The sequence below is a fragment of the Streptomyces sp. JH002 genome, assembly GCF_050916115.1.
Taxonomy (GTDB): Bacteria; Actinomycetota; Actinomycetes; order Streptomycetales; family Streptomycetaceae; genus Streptomyces; species Streptomyces xiamenensis.
The window spans coordinates 3,707,589-3,731,819 of sequence record NZ_CP087989.1; the positions used below are offsets into that span (position 1 = coordinate 3,707,589).

The 24,231-nt window shown below is 72.5% G+C and carries 26 protein-coding genes; 17 read left to right on the plus strand and 9 right to left on the minus strand.

From position 1 onward, the window contains the following. Positions 1-40: 40 nt before the first annotated feature. Genes H7827_RS16815 through H7827_RS16825 form a run of 3 tightly spaced genes read right to left on the minus strand, consistent with a single transcriptional unit; the run spans position 41 to position 2,567 of the window. Complete coding sequence (locus H7827_RS16815; RefSeq protein WP_432746229.1) at positions 41-1,030, minus strand: ABC transporter substrate-binding protein; 990 nt, start codon at positions 1,028-1,030, stop codon at positions 41-43. Then, complete coding sequence (locus H7827_RS16820) at positions 1,027-1,875, minus strand: ABC transporter permease (protein WP_432746231.1); 849 nt, start codon at positions 1,873-1,875, stop codon at positions 1,027-1,029. The genes H7827_RS16815 and H7827_RS16820 overlap by 4 nt, the downstream gene beginning before the upstream one ends. Then, entirely contained in the window at positions 1,872-2,567 is a 696-nt protein-coding gene (locus tag H7827_RS16825; protein WP_200366341.1) for an ABC transporter permease, read from the minus strand. Before H7827_RS16825 ends, H7827_RS16820 begins: the two co-directional genes overlap by 4 nt. Positions 2,568-2,607: 40 nt before the next feature. Here H7827_RS16825 and H7827_RS16830 point away from each other — a divergent pair, with 40 nt between their 5' ends. Beyond that, complete coding sequence (locus H7827_RS16830; protein WP_432746233.1) at positions 2,608-3,738, plus strand: ABC transporter ATP-binding protein; 1,131 nt, start codon at positions 2,608-2,610, stop codon at positions 3,736-3,738. 20 nt (positions 3,739-3,758) lie between these two features. Here H7827_RS16830 and H7827_RS16835 read toward each other — a convergent pair whose 3' ends face one another. The 3 genes from H7827_RS16835 to folB are packed head-to-tail and all read right to left on the minus strand — an operon-like array spanning position 3,759 to position 5,309. Continuing rightward, positions 3,759-4,295, minus strand: coding sequence for a DUF3180 domain-containing protein (locus tag H7827_RS16835; RefSeq protein WP_432746235.1), 537 nt, complete (start codon positions 4,293-4,295; stop codon positions 3,759-3,761). A 46-nt stretch (positions 4,296-4,341) separates the two neighbouring features. Further along, positions 4,342-4,953 (minus strand): 2-amino-4-hydroxy-6-hydroxymethyldihydropteridine diphosphokinase, encoded by a 612-nt coding sequence (folK, locus tag H7827_RS16840; protein ID WP_386540027.1) that lies wholly within the window; start codon positions 4,951-4,953, stop codon positions 4,342-4,344. Then, the gene (folB, locus tag H7827_RS16845; RefSeq protein ID WP_386540029.1) at positions 4,950-5,309 is read right to left on the minus strand and encodes a dihydroneopterin aldolase; all 360 of its coding nucleotides are present in this window, start codon (positions 5,307-5,309) and stop codon (positions 4,950-4,952) included. The genes folK and folB overlap by 4 nt, the downstream gene beginning before the upstream one ends. Positions 5,310-5,556: 247 nt before the next feature. Between folB and folP the strand changes: the two genes are divergently transcribed. Next, a complete protein-coding gene (gene folP / locus H7827_RS16850; RefSeq protein ID WP_432746238.1) occupies positions 5,557-6,453 on the plus strand; it encodes a dihydropteroate synthase in 897 nt (298 codons plus the stop codon). After that, positions 6,450-6,944, plus strand: coding sequence for a nuclear transport factor 2 family protein (locus H7827_RS16855; protein WP_030734978.1), 495 nt, complete (start codon positions 6,450-6,452; stop codon positions 6,942-6,944). Before folP ends, H7827_RS16855 begins: the two co-directional genes overlap by 4 nt. Before the next feature lie 75 nt (positions 6,945-7,019). On the opposite strand, the gene H7827_RS16860 is transcribed toward H7827_RS16855, so the two are convergent. After that, entirely contained in the window at positions 7,020-8,375 is a 1,356-nt protein-coding gene (locus H7827_RS16860) for a PH domain-containing protein (protein WP_432746240.1), read from the minus strand. A 17-nt stretch (positions 8,376-8,392) separates the two neighbouring features. Beyond that, positions 8,393-8,872, minus strand: a complete 480-nt coding sequence (locus tag H7827_RS16865; RefSeq protein ID WP_386540034.1) for a PH domain-containing protein — start codon at positions 8,870-8,872, stop codon at positions 8,393-8,395. Positions 8,873-8,938: 66 nt separating this feature from the next. Here H7827_RS16865 and H7827_RS16870 point away from each other — a divergent pair, with 66 nt between their 5' ends. Continuing rightward, a complete protein-coding gene (locus H7827_RS16870; protein ID WP_200366350.1) occupies positions 8,939-10,081 on the plus strand; it encodes an NADH-quinone oxidoreductase subunit D in 1,143 nt (380 codons plus the stop codon). On the opposite strand, the gene H7827_RS16875 is transcribed toward H7827_RS16870, so the two are convergent. After that, entirely contained in the window at positions 10,001-11,077 is a 1,077-nt protein-coding gene (locus H7827_RS16875; protein ID WP_432746243.1) for an SAM-dependent methyltransferase, read from the minus strand. The genes H7827_RS16870 and H7827_RS16875 overlap by 81 nt on opposite strands. Positions 11,078-11,239: 162 nt before the next feature. Between H7827_RS16875 and H7827_RS16880 the strand changes: the two genes are divergently transcribed. The 13 genes from H7827_RS16880 to H7827_RS16940 all read left to right on the plus strand — a co-directional run bounded on the left by H7827_RS16880 (position 11,240) and on the right by H7827_RS16940 (position 24,155). Further along, the gene (locus H7827_RS16880) at positions 11,240-12,457 is read left to right on the plus strand and encodes a sensor histidine kinase (RefSeq protein ID WP_432746245.1); all 1,218 of its coding nucleotides are present in this window, start codon (positions 11,240-11,242) and stop codon (positions 12,455-12,457) included. Between the two features lie 117 nt (positions 12,458-12,574). Further along, a complete protein-coding gene (locus H7827_RS16885; protein ID WP_030734959.1) occupies positions 12,575-13,255 on the plus strand; it encodes a response regulator in 681 nt (226 codons plus the stop codon). Positions 13,256-13,314: 59 nt separating this feature from the next. Next, positions 13,315-14,274 (plus strand): Rossmann-like and DUF2520 domain-containing protein, encoded by a 960-nt coding sequence (locus H7827_RS16890; RefSeq protein WP_052385357.1) that lies wholly within the window; start codon positions 13,315-13,317, stop codon positions 14,272-14,274. Then, on the plus strand, positions 14,271-15,272 hold the full coding sequence (gene panC / locus H7827_RS16895; RefSeq protein WP_432746248.1) for a pantoate--beta-alanine ligase: 1,002 nt from the start codon (positions 14,271-14,273) through the stop codon (positions 15,270-15,272). Before H7827_RS16890 ends, panC begins: the two co-directional genes overlap by 4 nt. Next, positions 15,269-17,026: an L-aspartate oxidase gene (locus H7827_RS16900; RefSeq protein ID WP_432746250.1), complete on the plus strand. Its 1,758-nt coding sequence runs from the start codon at positions 15,269-15,271 to the stop codon at positions 17,024-17,026. The genes panC and H7827_RS16900 overlap by 4 nt, the downstream gene beginning before the upstream one ends. Continuing rightward, positions 17,023-18,072 (plus strand): carboxylating nicotinate-nucleotide diphosphorylase, encoded by a 1,050-nt coding sequence (gene nadC, locus H7827_RS16905; protein ID WP_386540043.1) that lies wholly within the window; start codon positions 17,023-17,025, stop codon positions 18,070-18,072. The genes H7827_RS16900 and nadC overlap by 4 nt, the downstream gene beginning before the upstream one ends. Positions 18,073-18,074: 2 nt before the next feature. Then, on the plus strand, positions 18,075-18,872 hold the full coding sequence (locus H7827_RS16910; protein ID WP_200366354.1) for a type III pantothenate kinase: 798 nt from the start codon (positions 18,075-18,077) through the stop codon (positions 18,870-18,872). 86 nt (positions 18,873-18,958) lie between these two features. Beyond that, complete coding sequence (locus H7827_RS16915) at positions 18,959-19,210, plus strand: hypothetical protein (RefSeq protein ID WP_386540044.1); 252 nt, start codon at positions 18,959-18,961, stop codon at positions 19,208-19,210. Positions 19,211-19,279: 69 nt separating this feature from the next. Next, positions 19,280-19,459 (plus strand): hypothetical protein, encoded by a 180-nt coding sequence (locus H7827_RS16920; protein ID WP_030734939.1) that lies wholly within the window; start codon positions 19,280-19,282, stop codon positions 19,457-19,459. Positions 19,460-19,524: 65 nt separating this feature from the next. Further along, a complete protein-coding gene (locus H7827_RS16925) occupies positions 19,525-19,947 on the plus strand; it encodes a BlaI/MecI/CopY family transcriptional regulator (protein WP_432746253.1) in 423 nt (140 codons plus the stop codon). A 9-nt stretch (positions 19,948-19,956) separates the two neighbouring features. Next, entirely contained in the window at positions 19,957-20,502 is a 546-nt protein-coding gene (locus tag H7827_RS16930) for an amino-acid N-acetyltransferase (RefSeq protein ID WP_078635645.1), read from the plus strand. Between the two features lie 160 nt (positions 20,503-20,662). Next, entirely contained in the window at positions 20,663-21,004 is a 342-nt protein-coding gene (locus H7827_RS16935; protein ID WP_030734930.1) for a histone-like nucleoid-structuring protein Lsr2, read from the plus strand. 622 nt (positions 21,005-21,626) lie between these two features. Beyond that, entirely contained in the window at positions 21,627-24,155 is a 2,529-nt protein-coding gene (locus tag H7827_RS16940; RefSeq protein ID WP_030734928.1) for an ATP-dependent Clp protease ATP-binding subunit, read from the plus strand. The last annotated feature ends 76 nt before the right edge of the window (positions 24,156-24,231 follow it).

The following is a 24,231-nucleotide window of genomic DNA, read 5'->3' on the forward strand; positions in this document are numbered from 1 at the left end:
GCGGACCGTTCTCAGGTGGTTACATTCCGCTGTGGTGGGCTCAGTGGCTCAGCAGCCCCTTGTCGTGCAGGTAACTCCCGGCCACGTCAACCGCCTTGAGGCGCTCGGAGTCCACCTGGCGGTTGAGTTCGATCAGATCGTCGGTGGTGAGGGTTGCGGTGAGGCGGTTGAGGGCGGCGGTGATCTTCTCGTCGTCGCCGATGCCGGAGTGGAGCACGGGCAGCAGATTGTCGGCGAGTTGCAGGTTCTGGTCGTCCTCCAGCAGCACCAGGCCGAAGTCGTCCAGGGTGGCGTCGGTGGTGGAGACCAGCACCAGGTCGTCGGTGCCGTCCTTGACGGCCTGCTTGGCCTGGACGGTGCCGACACCCTTGGGGTCTATGCCGGTGATGTCGATGCCGTAGACGTCCTCAAGACCCGGCTGGCAGAACGGGCGTTCGGAGCATTCATCGCCGGCCGCCAGCTTGATCGGCAGCCCGGAGGCACCGAGGTCGGAGAGGGTGCTCAGCCCGTGTTCCTCGGCGAATTCCCGGGTGACGGCGAAGGCGTTCTGGTTGACGGCCTCGCCCGGCTCCAGCACGGTCAGCCCGCGCGGGGTGGCCAGTTCGCGCAGCGCGTCCACGGTGGCGACCGGGTCGGAGGAGGCGATCAGCGGGGCGTCCTCGCCGTTGACCCGGGCGTTGAGGAACTCGGCCAGGGTGGCGGCGTATTCGGGCACGATGTCGATCGAGCCCTTCTCCAGCTCCGGCGCGTACAGTTCGCGGCTCTGCACCGTGATGACCTCGGTGGTGTAGCCGGCGTCCGTGAGCAGCTGGGAGTACAGCTCGGCCATGATGGTGGCCTCGGTGAAGTCGCCGCCGCCGATGGTGAGGGTGTCGGCGGACTGCGAGGCGTCCTGGTCCCCGCCGCCACCGCCTTCCGACTCCAGGCTGTCCCCTCCGCCGCACGCGGTGAGGGCCAGGGCGAGCGCGGCGCTGCCGCAGGTGGCGCCCAGCAGCCGGCGCAGGGGGGTACGGGGGGTGGTCGCGGTCACGTGTCTTGCCCTTCGACGGTGGATGGTGCCCGGCCCGGGGCCGGACGGTTGCCCGGGGACGTCTTCGTCAGGGAGGCGCCCGCCGCGGCCGGTGCCGGAGCGGCGGGAGCCGGCTCCGGCGGGACGTCCGGGGACTCCCGCCCACCGGCCGGGGCCGCGCTGGTGCGGCGGCGCCGGGGCGAGCGGGGGTCGAGCAGCCGCTGGAGCAGTGCCATCAGCCCTTCGACGGTGAGCGCCAGCAGCGCGACGAGGATGGCGCCCGCCACCACCTGGGAGGTGCGGTAGGTGGCGAAGCCGGCGGTGATGATGCGGCCGAGACCGCCGCCGCCGGGCAGCGCGGCCAGGGTGGCGGTGGCCACGATCTGGACGGCGGCGGTGCGCACCCCGGTCATCAGCAGGGGGAAGGCGAGCGGGAGTTCCACCCGGGCCAGGACCTGGCCGCGCGACATGCCCATGCCGCGCGCGGCCTGCACGATGTCCCGGTCGGTGCCGGCGATCCCCACGTAGGCGTTGGTGAGCAGCGGGGGCACCGCGAACAGCACCAGCGCGATGAGGGTGGGGAGTTCGCCGTAGCGGGCGAGCGGGGTGAGGGTGAGCAGCACCAGCACGGCGAAGGTGGGCACGGCGCGGCCGACGTTGGAGATGTTGATGGCCACCGCCCCGCCGATCCGGCGGCCGCCGCCGTGGCCCAGCCACATGGCGAGCGGCAGCGCGATGGCGCAGGCGGCCAGCAGGGCGAGGGCGGTGAGATACAGGTGCTCGCCCAGCCGCTGGGTGATGCCGCCGTCGCCGCTCCAGTGCGCCGCGGTGGTGAGCCAGCTCCAGGCCCCGGTCATGGCGTTCACGCGACAGCGCCCTTCGACGGGCCGGCGGCGGCCCGCGACCAGGGGGTGAGGGCCCGCTGGACGCCGAGCAGCAGCAGATCGGCGGTGACGGCGAGCAGGACGCACAGCACGGAGGCGGTGAGCACCTCGGCCTTGAAGTAGCTCTGCATGCCGCTGTAGATGAGGTTGCCGAGCCCGCCGTGGCCGACGATGGCGCCGACGGTGGTCAGGGAGACGGCGGAGACGGTGGCGATCCTTATCCCGGCCATGACGGCGGGCAGGGCCAGCGGCAGTTCGACGGTGAGCAGCAGCCGGCCGCGCCCGTACCCCATGCCGAGCGCCGCCTCCCGTACCTCGGCGGGGACCGAGCGCAGCCCGGTGAGCATGTTGCGCACCAGCACGGTCAGCGAGTACAGCACCAGGCCGCACACCACGACCGACATCGACAGGCCGAAGAAGGGCAGCAGCAGCGCGTACATGGCGAGCGAGGGGATGGTGTACAGGACGGTGGTCAGCCCCAGGAGTGAGCCGGCCGCCGGCCGCCAGCGGCGGGCCAGCAGGGCGAGCGGGAAGGCGACCGCGACGGCGATGGCGATCGCGGAGGCCGTGATGGCGAGGTGCTGCACGGTGGCGTCGGTCAGCTCCTGGCCGCGGGTGCGTACGTACTCCCCGCAGATCCAGTCGTTCGCCACCAGACAGCTATTCGCACTCATGTCCATGACCCTAGGCGGTAAACCTGACAAACTCATGAACATGCTGCTCTTCGACCACGTCACCAAGCGCTACCCGGACGGCACCCTCGCGGTGGACGACCTGTGTCTGGAGGTGGCGGAGGGCGAACTGGTCACCCTCGTCGGGCCGTCGGGGTGCGGCAAGACCACCACCATGAAGATGGTCAACCGGCTGGAGGTACCCACCTCCGGACGGGTGCTGCTGAACGGTGAGGACATCGCCGGCCACGACCCGGTGCGGCTGCGGCGCCGGATCGGCTACGTCATCCAGCAGGTCGGCCTCTTCCCGCACAAGACGGTGCTCGACAACACCGCCACCGTCCCCGTCCTGCTGGGCGAGCGCCGCACGGCGGCCCGGCGGCGCGCCGCCGAACTGCTGGAACTGGTCGGCCTGGACCCGGCCGTGTACGGCGGCCGCTACCCCGACCAGCTCTCCGGCGGGCAGCGGCAGCGGGTCGGCGTGGCACGGGCGCTGGCCGCCGACCCGCCGGTGCTGCTCATGGACGAGCCCTTCGGCGCGGTGGACCCGGTGGTGCGCGAGCACCTCCAGAACGAATTCCTGCGGCTGCAGGCCGAGGTGCGCAAAACCGTGCTGTTCGTGACGCACGACATCGAGGAGGCGGTACGGCTCGGGGACCGGATCGCGGTGTTCGGGCAGGGGCGGGTCGAACAGTTCGACACCCCGGCCACGGTGCTCGGCGCGCCCGCCAACGACTATGTGGCCTCCTTCGTGGGCAGCGACCGGGGGCTGAAGCGCCTGTCGGTGACCCCCGTGGAGACCGCCGATCTGGAGCAGCCGCCGGTGGTCCATCTGGCCGATCCGATGGCGCTGGCCTGCGACCGGATGCGGGCCGAGGGCGCCCGCTGGGCCGTGGTGCTGGACGAGCACGACGCGCTGCACGGCTGGGTGCCGATACCGCCGGAGGGCACGGGACCGCAGCCGGAGGGCACCGTCGCCGGGCGGGCCCGGCGGATGGAGGCGTGGCTGCCGGTGGGCGCCTCGCTGAAGCAGGCGTTCGCCACGATGCTCCAGTACGACGCGGGGTGGATCGCCGTGCTGGACGGTGACCGGTTCCTGGGCGTGCTCACCCCGGCGAGCCTGCACGCGGCGCTGCGGCGCTCGGTGCAGGAATCGGCGGCCGTGGAGGCGTAGGGCCTGTCCGGCGCGGCGGATCAGATGGGGGAGCCCATCGGTCCGCGCCGGTCGCGGTGGTCGTCGTCGCCGTTGCCGTCCGGGAGCTTGCACACCCGTTCCAGGTACAGGGCGGCGGCGCACACCGCGACGCCCGCGATGACGGACAGGCCCGCGTACAGGGCCTGTTCGCGGCGGTTGGGGACCTCCATCCGCTCCAGCAGCAGGAACAGTCCGAAGCCCCCGTACAACCCGGCCACCAGGGACGAGACGAGCGCGCTCGCCTGGCCGAAGACCACCGCGCGGGCCGCCATGAGCGGCTCCACCGGGCGGGCGCCCTCCCGGCTCCCCCAGCCTTCGGCCGGGCGGTGCCCCCAGGTGCGCTGCGCCCGCAGCCGGGTGCGCAGGGACAGCGCGGTCGCCAGCAGGACGGCGGCGATCAGCGCCAGGACGACCGGGGCGAGCAGCGGGACCGCGGGCAGCGTGCCCAGCGCGTCCCACAGCCCGGCCCCGGCCCAGCCGAAGGCGAACGCGGCGGCGAACAGACCGGCCAGATTTCTGATCCGCAGTTGATTCACCGCTGTGCGTGCCCCTCGTCCGTCAGCTGTTCCGTGCTCGCCCCGCTCAGTCGGGCAGGGCCAGCTTCAGGTCGGCGCGCGCGGTGATGCCCTGCTCCGGCAGCGCCGACAGAAGATCGGCGACCGGGCCGTGCCCCGGCACTTCGGCCGCCGGATCGACATCGTGCCACGGCACCAGGACGAAGGCGCGCTCGTGGGCCCGCGGATGCGGCAGGGTCAGATCCGGGTCCCGCGAGATGACGCCCTGGTAGGCGACGATGTCCACGTCGATGGTGCGCGGACCCCAGCGCTCGTCGCGTACGCGCTCGAAGGCCTCCTCGATGGCGTGCGCGCGCTCCAGGAGCGAGGACGGCGGGAGCGTCGTCTTCACGACGATCACCGCGTTGAAGTACGTGGACTGGCTGCCGGTGGGCACCCCCCACGGCTCGGTCTCGTACACCGGGGAGACGGCTTTCACCCGCAGCCCCGGGGTGTCCTCCAGCGCGTCGATGGCGCCCTGGAGGGTCTCCAGGCGGTTGCCGAGGTTGCTGCCGAGGGAGAGGACGGCGCGTTTGGGGTTGTGCAGGGTGGTGTCGGCGGCGTCGACCTGCTGCACCACGGAGGCGGGCACCGGCTGGACGGTCGGGTCGGGAGTGGACGCGGCATTGCTGGGGGTCATGCTCGGCTCCGCTTGATGGTGATGGTCACGTCGTCGAAGGGAACGGTGATCGGCGCCTGCGGTTTGTGGAGGGTCACCTCTGCCTCGCGCACCGGGCTGAACGCGAGGCAACGATCGGCGATCCGCTGGGCGAGCGTCTCCAGAAGATCGACGGGCTCGCCGGCGACGACGGCGGTGATCTCCTGGGCCACCATGCCGTAGTCCACGGTCTTCGCCAGATCGTCGGTCGCCGCGGCGGGACGGGTGTCCAGGCCCAGTGTGAGGTCAACCGTGAACCACTGGCCCCCCTCCCGTTCGTGCGGGAGCACACCGTGGAACCCCCTGACCCGCAGCCCGCTGAGCGTGATGCGATCCATGGTCTGCTCCCTTCTCCCGGTCGTGCACCGGCGTGTTGCCGCCGGCACATTCGAATCTACCTGCGGATGGTGACAGCCCTTGTCAGCGGCGGCTACCCGCGCACCGCGACGGCTAAGCTCCGCCGCCACCCCATCACGAGGTCCGGGGCGCCGCCGGGCCGGGGTCGCCGCCGCCCGCCGCCGCCCGCCGCGCCCCCGGCCGGACCGGGCGGGGTGCGGGGATCAGCGGTAGCCCTAGGGTGGAGGCATGGCTGAGATGCGTCGTCGGGTGGCCGGGTTGCCGGAGTGGAATCGGTGTGCGGTCATGGGGGTCGTCAACGTGACGCCCGATTCCTTCTCCGACGGCGGGCGCTGGTTCGACCCGGAGACGGCCGTCAAGCACGGACTCGACCTGGTGGCCGCCGGAGCCGATCTCGTCGATGTCGGGGGCGAGTCCACCCGCCCCGGCGCCACCCGGGTGGACGAGGCCGAGGAACTGCGCCGGGTGCTGCCCGTGGTGCGCGAACTGGCCGCCGAGGGGGTGATCGTGAGCGTCGACACCATGCGCGCCTCGGTCGCCGAGCAGTCGATCGCCGCCGGGGCCCGGATCGTCAACGACGTCAGCGGGGGCCGCGCCGACGCCCGGATGGTGCCCGCGGTCGCCGACGCCCGCGTCCCGTTCGTCGTCATGCACTGGCGCGGCCAGAGCATCGACATGAACGACCGCGCCCGGTACACGGACGTCACCGGCGAGGTCGTCGCCGAACTGCGCGCGTCCATCGAGCGTGCCGTCGCCGGAGGCATCGACCCGGCCCGTATCATCGCCGATCCCGGGCTCGGCTTCGCCAAGCGGGCCGAGCACGATCTGGCCCTGGTGGCGGGCCTTGACCGGCTGCGCCGGAAACTGGAGTGGCCGCTGCTGGTGGCGGCCTCCCGCAAGCGGTTCCTCGGCCGGGTGCTGGCCGGCCCCGGGGGTACTCCGCCGCCCGCCGCCGAGCGGGATCACGCCACCGCCGCCATCTCGGCGCTCGCGGCCCGTGTGGGGGCATGGGCAGTGCGGGTACACGAGGTACGAGCCAGCGCGGACGCGGTCCGGGTGGCCCAGGCCGTCGAGGACGCGACGCACGTGCACGCCGGAACGGAAGGGGATACGGCCCATACATGAGTGGTACCCGGACGGACATCGAAGCGGTGGAAGCCGCCAACACCGCGCTGTACGACGCGCTGGAGCAGGGCGATCTGGACGCCATGGCGGACCGCTGGATCGACGCCGAGGAGATCAGCGTCATCCATCCGGGCTGGCCGGTGATCACCGGCCGCGGGGAGGTGCTGCGCTCCTACGCGCTGATCATGGCGAACACCGAGTACATCCAGTTCTTCCTCACCGATGTCGAGGTCTCCGTGATGGGCGACACGGCCCTGGTGACCTGCACCGAGAACATCCTCAGCGGCGGGCCCGCCGAGGAGGACGGCAGCGCCGGGCCGCTGGTGGGCGGCCTGGTGGTGGCCACCAACCTCTTCCGCCGCGCCGAGGGCGGTGAGGGCGAGTGGAAGCTGTGGTCGCATCACGGCTCGCCGGTCCTCATCGACCAGGAGGAGGACGAGGGCGACGAGGAGCAGCAGCCGGACGACGGCGGTGGCGGCACGGTGATCTGACGGGCGGTGGCGCGGCGCCGCACCACCGCCCGCCGCCCCTTCGCCCGGCCGCACCACCGGCCCGGCCGGCGGCCGTCAGCGCGTCAGCCAGCGCTCCGGGGCGGCGTTGCGCCGCCCCAGCCGGGAGCGGTCCGCCTGCGCGGCGACCTCCCGGGCCGCCTCGGCCGCGTCCCGCAGCCGGGCGGTGGCCGTCCCGTTGGCGCCGTGATCGACATGGATGTCGGCCAGCCCGAGCCGCTGCTCCCACGGCCCCTGGGTCATCCGTACGCTCTGCACCTTGGCGTGCGGCACCAGCGTGTAGCGGCGGCTCAGCCGTCCCGCGCGGGCCACGAACACGGCGTCGGTCACCCCGTGCCCGTACCCGTGCCGCCACACCGGGACCGCCCAGCGCGAGCGCCGCGGCACGGCCGTGATGGACGCCATCGTCTTGTCGATGTCGACCTCGGGCAGGATCCGCCCGATCAGCTCACCCGCCTGCGCGCGGCCGGCGACCGGGACGAGCAGCCCGCTCTCGTTGCCCTCACCGGCCACCGACAGTTCCACCCGCACCCAGCCCTGGCGGCGCCACAGCAGCGGTTCGACGATGCGCACCGACTGCACCCGGCCGGGCGGCACGGTGGCGTGGTCGCGCTGGAGCAGCCCGTGGTCCAGCCGGAGCCCGTCCGGGGACTCGCTGACGGTCCAGCCGTACTGGGTGAGGAAGCGGCCCAGGGTGCCGCCCCACACGCCGGCCAGCATCGGCAGCGCGACGGTGAGCGCGACGAACAGGCCCGCCCCCAGCACGTACAGCGTCACGGGCAGGGCGATCCCGGCGACCAGCAGCAGGGCCCAGCCGCCGCTGAGGGACTCCAGGGCGAGGGCCTTGGCCAGCACCGGCGTCGGCACGGCCGCCACCTGGCGGGCCGGGGCCTCTCCGGCGCTGGGCGCGGCGAGCGGGTCGATGCCGGCCGCGCGGGCGAGGAGTTCGGCGCGCAGCGCGGTGGCCTCGGACTCCCCGAGGTAGGCGAGTTCGTCGGAGTCGCCGGAGCCGACCACGTCCATCTTGAGCTTGGCGACGCCGACGGCGCGGGCGAGCAGCGGGCGGGTGACGTCGATGGACTGGATGCGGTCCAGCCGCAGGTGCGCGGTGCGGCGGAACAGCAGACCGGTACGGATGCGCAGTTCGGTGTCGGTGACGAGGTAGCGGGTGACGCGCCAGGACAGGAAGCCGTAGCCGGCGCCGCACAGCATGAGGGCGACCAGCAGGGCGGCGAGCCAGCCCAGGCCCAGGGAGGTGGTCCAGGAGCGGATGTTCTCGGCGTTGTTGAGACCGACCGCGAACAGCCCGGCCAGGGGGGCCCAGGCCCGCCGCCAGGGGGTGACGGGGTGCAGACGCTTGCCGTCGTTCTCCAGCGAGGGCTCGGTGGGCGGGGCCGTCGGGTCCGCGGTCATGGTCACCCCGTTCGTGTTCACAGTCCCGCCGACCGGGCTTCGCCGAGCGCGGTGAGCCGGTCGCGCAGCCGTTCCGCCTCGGCCGGTTCGAGGCCCGGGATGGTGGCGTCGCTGGCGGCCGCCGCGGTGTGCAGCTGAAGTCTGGCCAGGTCGAACTTGCGGTCCAGCGGTCCGGAGGTGACCTCGACGAGCTGCATCCGGCCGTAGGGCACCACCGTCAGCTGCCGCCACAGCACGCCCCGGCTGATCAGCAGATCGTCGTCCCGTTCCTGGTAGCGCCAGGAGCGGAAATTGCGCCCCAGCGCCCGCCACCCCCACGCGCCCAGCAGCAGCGGCGCCAGCGCGGGCAGCGACCACACCGGCGCCCCGAGCAGCGCCGGAATGACGGCCGCGGCCAGTACCAGCGGGCCCAGCCACAGTGCCAGTACCAGCCGCCGCATGGTCAGCAGTCCCGGCCGTACCCCGTGCCAGGCGGCCTCTTCCCCTACCTCGTCCATGCCAAAAGCTTAGAGCGCGCTCACTGATCGTGGTGGGCTGTCCGGGTGAGCTGTCAGACTGTCGCCATGACGGAGACGATGGTCGGGGTCGGCGGCGCCGCCGAGTCCACCGACATGGTGCTCAACATCGGTCCTCAGCATCCCTCCACCCACGGCGTGCTGCGGCTGCGCCTGGTGCTCGACGGGGAACGGATCTCGGCGGCCGAACCGGTGATCGGCTACATGCACCGGGGCGCGGAGAAGCTCTTCGAGGCGCGCGACTACCGGCAGATCATCGTGCTGGCCAACCGCCACGACTGGCTGTCCGCGTTCTCCAACGAGCTGGGCGTGGTGCTGGCCGTCGAGCGGATGCTGGGCATGGAGGTCCCCGAGCGGGCCGTGTGGCTGCGCACCCTGCTCGCCGAGCTGAACCGGGTGCTCAACCATCTGATGTTCCTCGGCTCCTATCCGCTGGAGCTGGGCGGCATCACCCCCATGTTCTACGCCTTCACCGAGCGCGAATCCCTCCAGCACGTGATGGAGGAGGCGTCCGGCGGACGGATGCACTACATGTTCAACCGGGTCGGCGGCCTCAAGGAGGACCTGCCGGCCGGCTGGACCGGGCGGGCCCGGCAGGCGGTCGCGGCGGTACGCGGCGGCATGGACCGGCTGGACGGCCTGATCCTGGGCAACGAGGTCTTCCGGGCCCGCACCCGCGGCATCGGCGTACTGGCCCCGGAGACCGCCCACGCCTACGGGATCTCGGGCCCCATCGCCCGCGCCAGCGGCGTCGACTTCGACCTGCGCCGCGACGAGCCGTACCTGGCGTACGGGGAGCTGGGGGACGTGCTGAGGGTGAGCACCCGCACCGCCGGGGACAGCCTCGCCCGCTTCGAGGTGCTGCTGGAGCAGACCAAGAACTCCCTGGAGCTGGCCGACGCCTGCCTGGACCGGCTCGCCGAACTGCCGCCGGGCCCCGTCAACCAGCGGCTGCCCAAGGTCCTCAAGGCCCCCGAGGGCGCCACCTACGCCTGGACCGAGAACCCGCTGGGCCTCAACGGCTACTACCTGGTCTCGCGCGGCGAGCGCACCCCGTACCGGCTGAAGCTGCGCTCCGCCTCCTTCAACAACATCCAGGCGCTCAGCCGGCTACTCCCCGGCACCCTGGTGGCCGACATGGTGGCGATCCTGGGCTCGTTCTTCTTCGTCGTCGGCGACATCGACAAGTAGCCGGGCCGCCGCCACTCCGCCTGGGCCGGCCGCCGACAGCAGCCAGCCGAAGCCGCCGAGCCCGCCGGGATCGGTCAGCTCCGCCGCCTGTCCGGCCAGCGCCAGGGCGCGTACGTACCCGGCCGGGTCGGTGGCGGCCAGCGCGAGCGGCGGCCGGTCGCCGCGCACCCCGAGACGGTGCAGCGCCGTGCGCTGGGTCAGCCGCCAGGACGGGGCGCCGCCCGGCGCGGTGGCGGCGGCGCAGGCGTCCAGTGCCACATGGGCGGTCAGATCGCAGCCGCCGTCCGGCACCGGCGGCACCTCGCGCCCGTCCCGGAACCCGGTGAGGGAGCCCAGCGGCGGGCGGGTCGCGGCGGTGTGTCCGTAGTCGGCCGCCACCGCCAGGCCGTCGGCGAGGGTGCCCACGGCGGCCGCCCAGGCGGCGTCGCGCGGCCCGCCCGGTTCGGCGCGCAGCCCCGGTTCCGGCGGCAGCGGCCACCAGCGGGCCAGCCAGTCGGCGTCCGGGCCGGTCACCGGGTCGCCGAGCCGTTCCCGGCCGTCGGGGGCGACCAGCACGTACCGGGGGACGCCGTCCCCGTCGACCTCGGCCACCTCCACCGGGACGTTGTCCAGCCACTCGTTCGCGAACAGCAGCCCGCGCACCCCGCGCGGCGGCTGGGCGCACCAGCGCACCCGGGCGTCGAGCCCGGCCGGCCGGGCCGCCCGCTCCACCGCGTACGGCACCACGCGCGCCGCCACCGGTGCCTCCAGCGCCGCCAGGACCCCGGCCGTCAACTCGCCGCGTCCGGCGCCCAGGTCCACCAGGGCGAGCTCCTCGGGGTGCCCCAGCGCGGTGTCGACGCCCGCCAGCAGCCGGGCGACGGCCCGCGCGTACAGCGGGGAGGCGTGCACCGCGGTGCGGAAGTGCGCGGCGGGGGCGTGCCGCACGTAGAACCCGCCGGGCCCGTACAGCGCGCGCTCCGCCGCCACCCGCCACCGTGTCGCCTCACCGCTCATCGGCCACACGGTACGCTCCCCCAGCCTTCGGCCGGGGTGCCCCCAGCTCCCGGCCGGGAGCGCCCCTGGCCTGCCGTGTCCACCTTGAGGAGTAGCCGGTGGCCGCACGGATCGACCCATCGGCTGACTCCCGAGCCGGGCGCGATCCCTACTGTGGGTGACATGAACCGGCTCTACGACCTCGTGCGCCGTCACCCCGGCTGGGTGGACGGGTTCTGGGGCGTCGTATGGCTGTTGGGCACCGTGGTGGTGCTGGTGGCGCCGGGCAACGCGGACTCCGTGTACCGCGGCTCCGAGGCCGCGGCCATGGTCACCGCCCTGACGCTGACCGGCGCGCTGGCCGTGCGCCGCCGGGCGCCGGAGAAGGCGCTGCTGGTGGGCATCGCCGCGGGCCTGTTCCAGCTGGCCGCCGACGTCCCGCCGATGCCCTCCGACTTCGTCTTCCTGATCCTCGTGTTCACCGTGGCGTCCCGGCCGGTGCGCTGGGCGTCCCGGCTGGCGCTGGGCGCCTCGCTCACCGCGCCGGGCCTGGCCTCCGTGCGCTGGCCGGACAGCAACGAGGACTCGCTGGCCGGCACCATCGTCTCCACCGTCTTCCTCACCGTGATGTTCCTGCTCGCCTGGGTGCTGGGCGACTCGCTGCGCACCCGCCGCGCCTACTACGCCGAGCTGGAGGAGCGCGCCGCCCGGCTGGAGCGCGAACGCGAGACCCAGTCGCGGATCGCGGTCGCCGCCGAACGCGCCAGGATCGCCCGCGAACTCCACGACGTCGTGGCCCACAACGTGTCCGTGATGGTGGTGCAGGCCGACGGCGCCGCCTACGTCCTGGACAGCCACCCCGAGCAGTGCCGCACCGCCCTGGCCACCATCTCCGGCACCGGGCGGCAGGCGCTCACCGAGATGCGCCGGCTGCTGGGCGTGCTGCGCGGGGACGGCGCGAGCACCGCCACCGCGCAGGACTACGTGCCGCAGCCCGGCGTCGAGCAGCTCGCCGAACTCGTCGACCAGGTCCGCGACACCGGGCTGCCCGTCGACTTCCGGATCAGCGGCACCCCGCGCCCGCTGCCCAGCGGCGTCGAGCTGACCGCGTACCGCATCGTCCAGGAGGCGCTGACCAACACCCGCAAGCACGGCGGCCCCGACGCCGGCGCCCGGGTCTGCCTGGACTACGCGGGCGACGCGCTGACGGTGCTCGCCGAGGACGACGGGCGCGGCGCGCAGCGCGAGCTGTACGAGGAGCGTGGCGTCGACGGTCTGGGGCAGGGGCTGATCGGGATGCGCGAACGGGTCGGGATGGTCGGCGGCGAACTGCTCGCCGGGCCCCGGCCCGGCGGCGGCTTCCGGATCTCCGCCACACTGCCACTGGCCGCCCATCCCTGAGCCCCACCGCCCCGACCACGACCGCCCGAGCCACGATCCGCGCGCCACAACCCCCGGGCCCCGGCCCCGAGGAAGGACCCCTTGGTGACCACGACACCGCAGCCGCCCATCAAAGTCATGCTGGTGGACGACCAGGTCCTGCTGCGCACCGGCTTCCGGATGGTGCTGGACGCCCAGGAGGACATGACGGTCGCCGCCGAGGCCGGGGACGGCGTCGAGGCGCTGGAGGTGCTGCGCTCCACCACCGTGGACGTGGTCCTGATGGATGTGCGGATGCCGCGGCTGGACGGGGTGGAGACCACCCGCCGGATCTGCAAGGAGGGCGCGGGCGGCCCCGGGGACCCCAAGGTGCTGATCCTGACCACCTTCGACCTCGACGAGTACGCCTTCTCCGGCCTCAAGGCGGGCGCGGCCGGGTTCATGCTCAAGGACGTGCCCCCGGACGAACTGCTGGCCGCCATCCGCTCCGTGCACAGCGGCGACGCGGTGGTCGCCCCCTCCACCACCCGGCGGCTGCTGGACCGCTTCATGACGCTGATCCCGGCCGAGCGGCAGCCCGCCCACCCCGAGATCGAGCAGCTCACCGACCGCGAGCGCGAGGTGCTGCTGCTGATCGCGCAGGGCCTGTCCAACGGGGAGATCGCCGGGCAGTTGTTCGTCTCCGAGGCCACCGTGAAGACCCATGTCGGCCGCATCCTCGCCAAGCTCCAGCTGCGTGACCGGGTGCAGGCCGTGGTGCTCGCGTACGAGACGGGCCTGGTGCAGGCGGGCGGGAACGAAAGGCGGCTGGGCCCGTGACCGCGCCGGGCCCGTAGCATGGCGTCGACGTCCGGTACCGAGCACACGGACCGGAACGGATGCGAAAGAGGCTGAGCGAGCGCCGTGAACGAGTCGTGACCACCTCCCGCCCCGCCCGGCTCCGCGTGGGCGTGGTCGGCGCCGGCCGCGTCGGCCCCGCGCTGGCCGCCGCCCTCGCCCTGGCCGGACACCGGCCGGTCGCCGCCTCCGGGGTCTCCGACGCCTCCCGGCGGCGCGCCGAGGCGCTGCTGCCCGGGGTGCCGCTGGTCGAGCCCGCCGAGGTACTGGCCCGCTCCGAACTGGTCCTGCTGACCGTCCCGGACGACGCGCTGCCGGCGCTGGTCGCCGGGCTGGCCGAGACCGGGGCCGTGCGCCCGGGCCAGCTGATCGCGCACGCCTCGGGCCGGTACGGCACCGCCGTCCTCGACCCCGCCACCCGGGCCGGCGGGCTGCCGCTGGCCCTGCACCCGGTGATGACCTTCACCGGCTCGGCGGTGGACGTGCAGCGGCTGGCCGGCTGCTCCTTCGGGGTGACCGCCCCGCTGGAGCTGCGGCTGGCCGCCGAGGCGCTGGTCATCGAGATGGGCGGCGAACCCGAGTGGATCGAGGAGCGCGACCGTCCGCTGTACCACGCGGCGCTGGCGCTCGGGGCGAACCATCTGGTCACCCTCGTCGCCCAGTCCCTCGAACTGCTGCGCACCGCCGGGGTCGAGGCTCCCGACCGGATGCTCGGCCCGCTGCTGGGCGCGGCGCTGGACAACGCGCTGCGCTCCGGGGACGCGGCTCTCACCGGCCCCGTGGCGCGCGGTGACGCCGGTACGGTCGCGGCGCACCTGGCCGAACTGCGGGCGCACGCCCCCGGCGCGCTGCCCGGCTACCTGGCGATGGCGCGCACCACAGCCGACCGCGCCCTGGACCACGGGCTGCTGCGTCCGGAGGCGGCCCAGGAACTGCTGGGCGTGCTGGCGGACGGCCCGGGTCCCGACGAGGGCGGGACGGAAGGAGACGAGGACCGATGAGGATCGTGCACACACCGCGGGAGCTGGGCGAGCCGTACGGTGCCGGGCCGCCGCGCGCGGTCGTCCCCACCATGGGCGCGCTGCACGAGGGGCACGCGGCGAACATCCGCGCGGCGCGCGCGCTGCTGCCGCCCGGCGGCCAGGTGATCGTGACGGTGTACGTCAACCCGCTCCAGTTCGGGGCGGGCGAGGACTTCGACCGCTACCCGCGCACTCTGGAGGCCGACGCCCGGGTGGCCGAGGCCGCCGGTGCCGATGTGATCTTCGCACCGTCGGACGCGCTCATGTACCCGTCCGGCGAGCCCCTGGTCCGGCTGAGCGCCGGCCCGATGGGCGAACCGCTGGAGGGCGCCACCCGGCCCGGTCACTTCGACGGCATGCTGACGGTCGTCGCCAAGCTGCTGCATCTGACGGCCCCGCGCTACGCGATGTTCGGCGAGAAGGACGCGCAGCAGGTCGCGCTGGTACGGCGGATGGTCGCCGATCTGAACTTCCCAGTGGAGATCGTCGCCGTCCCCACGGTGCGCGAGGAGGACGGCCTGGCGCTCTCCAGCCGCAACCGCTACCTGAACGCGGCGGAGCGGCGCACCGCGCTGACGCTGTCCCGGGCGCTGTTCGCGGCCCGCGACCGGCTGTCGGCCGAGGCCGCGCTCGCCGACCGGGCCGCCGCCGGCAGGGCGCCCTTCGGCGACCGCGCCCAGGCCCTGGCCGCCCTGCACGAGGAACGCGCCTCAGCCGACGCCGCCGCCCTGGCCGCCGCGACCGCCGTGCGCACCGGCTCCGCCGCCTCGGCGCGGGCCGCCGCGCACACCGTCCTGACCGAGGCGGCCGGGCTGAACCCGCCCCTGGACCTGGACTACCTGGCCCTGGTGGACCCGGCCACCTTCCGCGAGGTCCCCGACACCCACACCGGCGAGGCGATCATGGCGGTGGCCGCGAAGGTCGGCAGCACCCGGCTGATCGACAACACCCGGCTGACCCTGGGAGCCCCGAGATGACGGCACCCGGCACGACCCCCGCCCCGGCCGCGTCCTCCGCGCCCGCCGCCGGGCCCGCGCCCGCCCTCGCCCTGCTGCCCGCCCCCGCCGCCGGCTGGGAGGTGGACGCCGACGTCGTCGTGGTCGGCTCTGGCGTCGCCGGGCTCACCGTCGCGCTGCGCTGCGCCGCCGCCGGGCAGCGCACCGTCATCGTCACCAAGGCCCGGCTCACCGACGGCTCCACCCGGTGGGCCCAGGGCGGCATAGCCGCCGCCCTGGGCGAGGGCGACACCCCCGAGCAGCACCGCGCCGACACCCACACCGCCGGCGCCGGGCTGTGCGACGACGCGGCCGTCACCACCCTGGTCACCGAGGGCCCCGGCGCCGTGCGCCGGCTCATCGCCGAGGGCGCGCGCTTCGACACCACCGACGACGGTGCCATCGCCCTCACCCGTGAGGGCGGCCACCACCGGCGCCGCATCGCCCACGCGGGCGGTGACGCCACCGGCGCCGAGATCTCCCGCGCGCTGCTCTCCGCCGTCCGCGCGGCCGGCATCGAGACCATCGAGAACGCCCTCGCGCTCGACCTCCTCAAGGACGCCGAAGGGCACGCCGCCGGCGTCACCCTGCACGTCATGGGCGAGGGCCGGCACGACGGCGTCGGAGCCGTACGGGCCCCCGCCGTCGTGCTCGCCACCGGCGGCATGGGGCAGATCTTCTCCGCCACCACCAACCCCCCGGTCTCCACCGGCGACGGCGTCGCCATCGCGCTGCGCGCCGGCGCCGAGGTCTCCGACCTGGAGTTCGTGCAGTTCCACCCCACCGTCCTGTACCTGGGCCCCGGGGCCGAGGGACAGCAGCCGCTCATCTCCGAGGCGGTGCGCGGCGAGGGCGCCCACCTGGTCGACGCCGACGGCGTCCGCTTCATGACCGGGCAGCACGAGCTGGGCGAACTGGCCCCGCGCGACATCGTCGCCAAGGGCATCATGCGGCGCATGCGCGAGCGCGGCACCGACCACATGTATCTCGACGGCCGGCACTTCGGGGCGGCCATGTGGGAGCACCGTTTCCCCACCATCCTGGCCGCCTGCCGCGCCCACGGCATCGACCCGGTCACCGGCCTCATCCCCGTCGCGCCCGCCGCCCACTACGCCTCGGGCGGGGTCCGTACCGATCTGCACGGCCGGACGACGGTGCCCGGCCTGTACGCCTGCGGCGAGACCGCCTGTACGGGGGTGCACGGCGCCAACCGGCTCGCCTCGAACTCCCTCCTCGAAGGACTGGTCTTCGCCGAGCGCATCGCGCAGCACATCGCGTCGGCGCCCCGCACGGAGGCCACCGCCCCCAGCGGCGCCCGGCCGGCGGGTACCGCCCCGTCCGTACGGCTGCTGCCCCCCGAGGCCAGGACCGCCATCCAGCGGATCATGACCGAGGGCGCCGGAGTGCTGCGCGACCACGCGGGACTCACCGCCGCCGCCCGCGCCCTGGACGAGCTGGCCGGCGGCCCCGCGGAGGCCGACCGCAAGCCGGCCGAGCCCGGCGCCGACACCTGGGAGACCGCTAACCTGCATCTGGTCGCCCGGGTCCTGGTGACCGCCGCCCTGCGCCGCACCGAGACGCGCGGCTGCCACTGGCGCGAGGACCATCCGGGGCGGGACGACCAGAACTGGCGGCACCACCTCGTGCTCGCCCTGCGGCCGGGCGGCGACGGCGCCCGCGACCCGTACATACGCCCCGATCAGTCAGAGCTTTCGTTCCGAGGAGACACCCCGTGACCACCCCACCGCCCCGGCCGGCCCCCGTGGAGCTGACCCTGCTGCCCTTCGGCACCGCCCCGGGCGCCTCCGGCCCCGCTCCCGGAGGCTGCGGCGACGGCTGCGGCTGTGGCGACGACGGCGCCGGCCCGGCCCACGACCCGCTGGAGTGCGGCCTGGACCCCGATCTGGCGGCGCTGCTGTCGGACGCCGGTCTTGACCCGGTGCTCGTCGAGGACATCGCGCACCTCACCATCGAGGAGGACCTCGACAACGGGGTCGACGTCACCACCGTGGCCACCGTTCCCGAGGACGCCGTCGCGACGGCCGACTTCACCGCCCGCGAGGCCGGTACGGTCGCCGGGCTGCGGATCGCCGAGGCCGTGCTGTCCGTGGTCTGCACGGACGAGTTCGAGGTCGAACGGCACGCCGAGGACGGGGACCGGGTCGAGGCCGGGCAGGTGCTGCTGTCGGTGACCGCCCGCACCCGCGATCTGCTCACCGGCGAGCGCGGCGCGCTGAACCTGCTGTGCCGGCTCTCCGGCGTGGCCACCGCCACCCGGGCGTGGGCGGACGTGCTGGAGGGCACCGGCGCCCGGGTCCGCGACACCCGCAAGACCACCCCCGGGCTGCGCGCCCTGGAGAAGTACGCGGTGCGCTGCGGCGGCGGCGTCAACCACCGGATGTCGCTGTCGGACGCGGCCCTGGTGAAGGACAACCACGTGGTGGCGGCCGGTGGTGTCGGGGAGGCGTTCCGGCGGGTGCGCGAGGAGTTCCCCGGGGTGCCGATCGAGGTCGAGGTGGACCGCCTGGACCAGCTGGCCGAGGTGCTCGACGAGGGCGCCGACCTGATCCTGCTGGACAACTTCACCCCCGAGGACACCGCCCGCGCCGTGGAGCTGACCGCGGGGCGCGCCGTGCTGGAGTCCTCGGGCCGGCTCACCCTCGCGAACGCGGCCCGGTACGCGGCCACCGGCGTCGACTACCTCGCGGTGGGGGCGCTCACCCACTCCGCGCCCATCCTGGACATCGGTCTGGACCTGCGCGCGGCCGAGGGGCGGGGCTGAGGATGCTGCTCACCATCGATGTCGGCAACACCCACACGGTGCTCGGCCTGTTCGACGGCGAGGAGATCGTCGAGCACTGGCGGATCTCCACCGACGCCCGCCGCACCGCGGACGAGCTGGCGGTGCTGCTCCAGGGGCTGATGGGCATGCACCCGCTGCTGGGGGAGGAGCTGGGGGACGGCATCGACGGCATCTGCGTGTGCTCCACCGTGCCCTCGGTGCTGCACGAGCTGCGCGAGGTGACCCGGCGCTATTACGGGGACATCCCGGCGGTGCTGGTGGAGCCGGGAGTGAAGACGGGGGTGCCGATCCTCACGGACAACCCCAAGGAGGTCGGCGCGGACCGCATCATCAACGCGGTGGCGGCGGTGGAGCTGTACGGCGGCCCCTGCATCGTGGTCGACTTCGGTACCGCCACGACGTACGACGCGGTCTCGGCGCGCGGCGAGTACGCGGGCGGGGCGATCGCGCCGGGCATCGAGATCTCGGTGGAGGCGCTGGGGCTGCGCGGCGCGCAGCTGCGGAAGGTGGAGCTGGCCAGGCCGCGCCATGTGATCGGCAAGAACACCGTGGAGTCGATGCAGTCCGGCATCCTGTACGGCTTCGCCGGGCAGGTGGACGGCGTGGTGGAGCGGATGGCGCGGGAGCTGGCGGACGATCCGGACGATGTGACGGTGATCGCGACCGGCGGGCTGGCGCCGATGGTGCTGCGCGAGGCGACGGTGATCGACGAGCACGAGCCGTGGCTGACGCTGGTGGGGCTGCGGCTGGTGTACGAGCGGAACGCCACCCGTTCCTGACGCCTCCGGGATCCGGGCGGGGCGGCGCCACGCCGTATGGCAGAGCAATAAGTGCAGATTGTCTGCTAAGCACTTAATGTCAGATTATGTTCACGTCAAAGGGTTCTCCCGTCTTCGCGAAGGCCGGTGACGAGCGCGGCAGGGGCGAGCAGGAGCCGCGCCGCCCCGGGAAGGCGCCCGCGCCCGGTGCGAAGCCCAAGCGGCCCGTACCGACCCCCGCGGAGGTCTTCCCGCCGCACCGGCGCAAGCCCGCCCCGGCGCAGCAGCCGCCGGCCCCCGCCGCTCCGCCGCCGGACAAGGACGGCGCGGAGCAGGGGGGCGGTCCGGGCGAGGGGTGACGCCGGTTCCGGCTCCGCGCGGTGCGGTCGGTAGTGTGGTCCCGCACGGACACAGGAGGCCGGTCACTCATGGACTACATCGCCGCACTCTTCCCTCCCACGGTGATGGCCATCGCCTTCATCGGGGTCATCGTGACGATGGTCAAGTCGCAGGGCGGGGCGAACAAGTACAAGGAAGACGCCGCCGTGGACGCGGCGTTCGCCGCGCGGGCGAAGGCGGAGCCGGGCGCGGGCGAGACCCGCGACTGAGCGGGAGCGCGCTCACCAAACCGGACCAAAGCCATATTCCGCCGCCCGGCGGCTATTCTTCAGCTGTGCCTCGGCCATTGGGTGAACTGGAAGACGCGGTGATGACCCGCGTATGGGAGTGGAACCGTCCTGTGACGGTCCGGGAAGTTCTCGAAGATCTGCGCCAGGATCGTTCGATCGCCTATACGACGGTGATGACGGTCCTGGACAACCTGCACCAGAAGGGCTGGGTCCGCCGCGAGCAGGAGGGGCGGGCCTATCGCTATGAGGCCGTCTCCACCCGGGCCGCTTACTCTGCGGCATTGATGAATGACGCCTGGTCCGAGTCGGACAACCCGGCCGCGGCCCTCGTCGCATTCTTCGGGATGATGTCGGCCGAGCAGACCGAGGCATTGCGCGACGCGCTCCGGGTTACCGCTCTGGACAGCTCCCGGGAGGGAACCCGCGACCGGCCCCCCGGGCCGGAAGAGGGACCTTCCCAGCGATAGCCTCCGTTCGTGTCAGACGCATCGGAAGCCAAGAACGCCCCGCGCCGGGTAACGGAAGTCACGGTCCGCAGGGCCAGGACCTCGGATGTGCCCGAGGTGCGCCGTCTCATCGATCTCTACGCGCGCGACCGCATCCTCCTCGACAAGGCGACGGTGACCCTTTACGAGGACATTCAGGAGTTCTGGGTGGCCGAACGCGACTCCGATGCCCGCCTGGTCGGCTGCGGCGCCCTGCACGTCATGTGGGAGGACCTGGCGGAGGTGCGCACCCTGGCCGTCGATCCCCAGTTGAAGGGGCACGCGGTCGGCCACCGGGTACTGGAGAAGTTGCTCCAGACGGCGCGCTGGCTCGGTGTTCGACGCATTTTCTGTCTGACCTTCGAAGTGGAGTTCTTCATGCGCCACGGCTTCACCGAGATCGGTGAAGCCCCGGTCGCGGGGGATGTCTACAGCGAGCTGCTCCGTTCCAATGACGAGGGCGTGGCGGAGTTCCTCGGTCTCGAGCGAGTGAAGCCCAACACATTGGGTAACAGTCGGATGCTGCTGCATCTCTGATAGCAACAGAGGCGCGGGAGTTATGTCCGAATCGTCCCTCTGTGTCTTATGGAGTTGCCGGGTAATCAGCACTCGGGGTTTGTGTTTTCCCAGGAATGGCGGTTTGATTACACCGCAAGCATGTATTGGTATTCGGCGACTATGAATGAGGAGCAGCCCGGTGGCACAGAAGGTTCAGGTCCTTCTCCTCGATGACCTCAGCGGTGGCGAGGCGGAGGAGACCGTTACGTTCGCCCTTGACGGCAAGACTTACGAGATCGACCTCAACTCCGAAAACGCGGACAAGCTGCGTGACGCTCTCGACCCCTACGTGAAGGCCGGCCGGCGTGCCGGGAGCGGTCGTGGTGCGCGTGGCCGTGGCCGTACCGCGGCCCCGGCGGCGGGAAGCGGTCAGGACACCGCGAAAATCCGCGCGTGGGCGAAGGAAAACGGATTCGACGTGAATGACCGGGGCCGTGTTCCCGCCAACATTCGCGAGGCTTACGAGAAGGCCGGCGTCTGATTCAGCGGCCGGGCGCCGGGGGTGCTTCCCCCGGCCGCGCTCAGTCGCCCCGCCGGGCCTGTCCCGGCGGACCAAGCGCTTCCCCACCTGGGGGGCCGTACCCCCGTGGGCGGCCCCCCGCGGTGTGTCCCGGGGCCGCCGGTTCACCGGTGTCATGTCTTGAGCGGCCGACCGCGGCATGCGAGGGTTACGCACAGTCGGCACGCGGACGCACAGCGTGTGCGCGCTGCGGGTGTCCCCCGACCGGCCGGAACACGGCTGAGGAATTATTCGCGTTCGCCTGTAGCGGATGTCCGTTGCCGCGGCGGCATGGAGTGTCAGTCTTGACGGGTAGGAATCCCACATGGTTGCCCATGACTGAAGGGGCGATTTCCGTAGGTCCGGGTGTGTTGCCCGGCGGCGTTCGCCGTCGGCGTACTCATCCGGGGGTCAAGAGCTTGGCCAGCGGGAACATCGTCTCGCACCATCGGGTTGGAACTGATGTCGCCTGTTCGGGGCACCGGGGCCGGGGACAGGAGCAGACAGTCGGAATGAGCGGTCCCCCGTTGCGGGACTAAGCTGCGGAAGGACAGGGAGGGGACCGACCCCTTTACTGCCTGACCGCTCTGAGGAGCGATTAACGATGTTCGAGAGGTTCACCGACCGTGCGCGGCGGGTTGTCGTCCTGGCTCAGGAAGAAGCCCGGATGCTCAACCACAACTACATCGGCACCGAGCACATCCTCCTGGGCCTGATCCACGAGGGTGAGGGTGTCGCCGCTAAGGCCCTGGAGAGCCTCGGGATCTCTCTTGAGGCGGTCCGTCAGCAGGTGGAGGAGATCATCGGCCAGGGCCAGCAGGCGCCCTCCGGCCACATCCCCTTCACCCCCCGGGCGAAGAAGGTCCTGGAGCTGTCGCTCCGCGAGGCCCTTCAGCTCGGCCACAACTACATCGGCACCGAGCACATCCTGCTCGGCCTGATCCGCGAGGGCGAGGGCGTCGCCGCCCAGGTCCTCGTGAAGCTGGGCGCCGATCTCAACCGGGTGCGGCAGCAGGTCATCCAGCTGCTCTCCGGTTACTCGGGCGGCAAGGAGGCGGCCACCGCGGGCGCCGGCCCCTCCGAGGGCACGCCGTCCACCTCCCTCGTCCTGGACCAGTTCGGCCGCAACCTCACGCAGGCCGCCCGGGAGACCAAGCTCGACCCCGTCATCGGGCGCGAGAAGGAAATCGAGCGGGTCATGCAGGTGCTGTCCCGCCGCACCAAGAACAACCCGGTCCTCATCGGCGAGCCCGGCGTCGGCAAGACCGCCGTCGTCGAGGGGCTGGCGCAGGCCATCGTCAAGGGCGAGGTGCCCGAGACCCTCAAGGACAAGCACCTCTACACCCTGGACCTGGGCGCGCTGGTCGCCGGCTCCCGGTACCGCGGTGACTTCGAGGAGCGCCTGAAGAAGGTGCTCAAGGAGATCCGCACCCGGGGCGACATCATCCTGTTCATCGATGAGCTGCACACCCTGGTCGGCGCGGGCGCCGCCGAGGGCGCCATCGACGCGGCGAGCATCCTCAAGCCGATGCTGGCCCGCGGCGAGCTGCAGACCATCGGTGCCACCACCCTGGACGAGTACCGCAAGTACCTGGAGAAGGACGCGGCCCTCGAGCGCCGCTTCCAGCCCATCCAGGTGGCCGAGCCGTCCCTGCCGCACACCATCGAGATCCTCAAGGGTCTGCGGGACCGGTACGAGGCGCACCACCGTGTGTCCATCACCGACTCCGCGCTGGTGGCGGCGGCCCAGCTGGCCGACCGGTACATCTCGGACCGCTTCCTGCCGGACAAGGCGATCGACCTGATCGACGAGGCCGGCTCCCGGATGCGCATCCGCCGGATGACCGCGCCGCCGGACCTGCGGGAATTCGACGAGAAGATCGCGAACGTGCGCCGGGAGAAGGAGTCCGCGATCGATTCGCAGGACTTCGAGAAGGCCGCTTCGCTGCGCGACGACGAAAAGCAGCTGCTGACGGCCAAGGCGCAGCGCGAGAAGGAATGGAAGTCCGGCGACATGGATGTCGTCGCCGAGGTCGATGAAGAACTGATCGCCGAGGTGCTGGCGGCTTCCACCGGTATTCCGGTCTTCAAGCTGACCGAGGAGGAGACCTCCCGGCTGCTGCGCATGGAGGACGAACTCCACAAGCGCGTCATCGGGCAGAAGGACGCCATCAAGGCGCTCTCGCAGGCCATTCGCCGTACGCGGGCAGGTCTGAAGGACCCGAAGCGCCCCGGTGGCTCGTTCATCTTCGCCGGCCCCTCCGGTGTCGGTAAGACGGAGCTGTCCAAGACGCTCGCCGAATTCCTGTTCGGCGACGAGGACGCGCTGATCGCGCTCGACATGTCGGAGTTCGGCGAGAAGCACACGGTCTCGCGTCTCTTCGGTTCCCCGCCCGGATACGTGGGCTACGAAGAGGGCGGCCAGCTGACGGAGAAGGTGCGGCGCAAGCCGTTCTCGGTGGTCCTTTTCGACGAGGTCGAGAAGGCGCACCCGGACATCTTCAACTCGCTGCTGCAGATCCTGGAGGACGGTCGTCTGACCGACTCCCAGGGCCGGGTCGTGGACTTCAAGAACACCGTCATCATCATGACCACCAACCTGGGGACGCGTGACATCTCCAAGGGCTTCAACATGGGCTTCGCGGTGGCCGGCGATGTCGCCACCGGGTACGACCGGATGAAGGCCAAGGTCAATGACGAGCTGAAGCAGCACTTCCGGCCGGAGTTCCTCAACCGTGTCGACGACACGGTGGTCTTCCACCAGCTGACGCAGGACGACATCATCCAGATCGTGGACCTGATGATCGCCCAGGTGGACGAGCGGCTGAAGGACCGCGACATGGGGATCGAGCTGTCGACGGACGCCAAGCAGTTCCTGGCGAAGCGCGGCTACGACCCGGTCCTCGGCGCCCGCCCGCTGCGCCGGACGATCCAGCGCGACATCGAGGACATCCTGTCGGAGAAGATCCTCTTCGGCGAGCTGCGCCCCGGTCACATCGTGGTGGTCGACACGGAGGGTGAAGGGGACGACAAGAAGTTCACCTTCCGCGGCGAGGAGAAGTCCTCTCTGCCGGACACCCCCCCGGTCGAGCAGGCGGCGAAGGGTGGCCCGAACCTCTCCAAGGAGGCGTAGGGCGACCCCTGGCCACTGAGCCGGTCCGAGGCCCCCGCAACCCGTCAGGGTTGCGGGGGCCTCGGCGTGTGCGGGG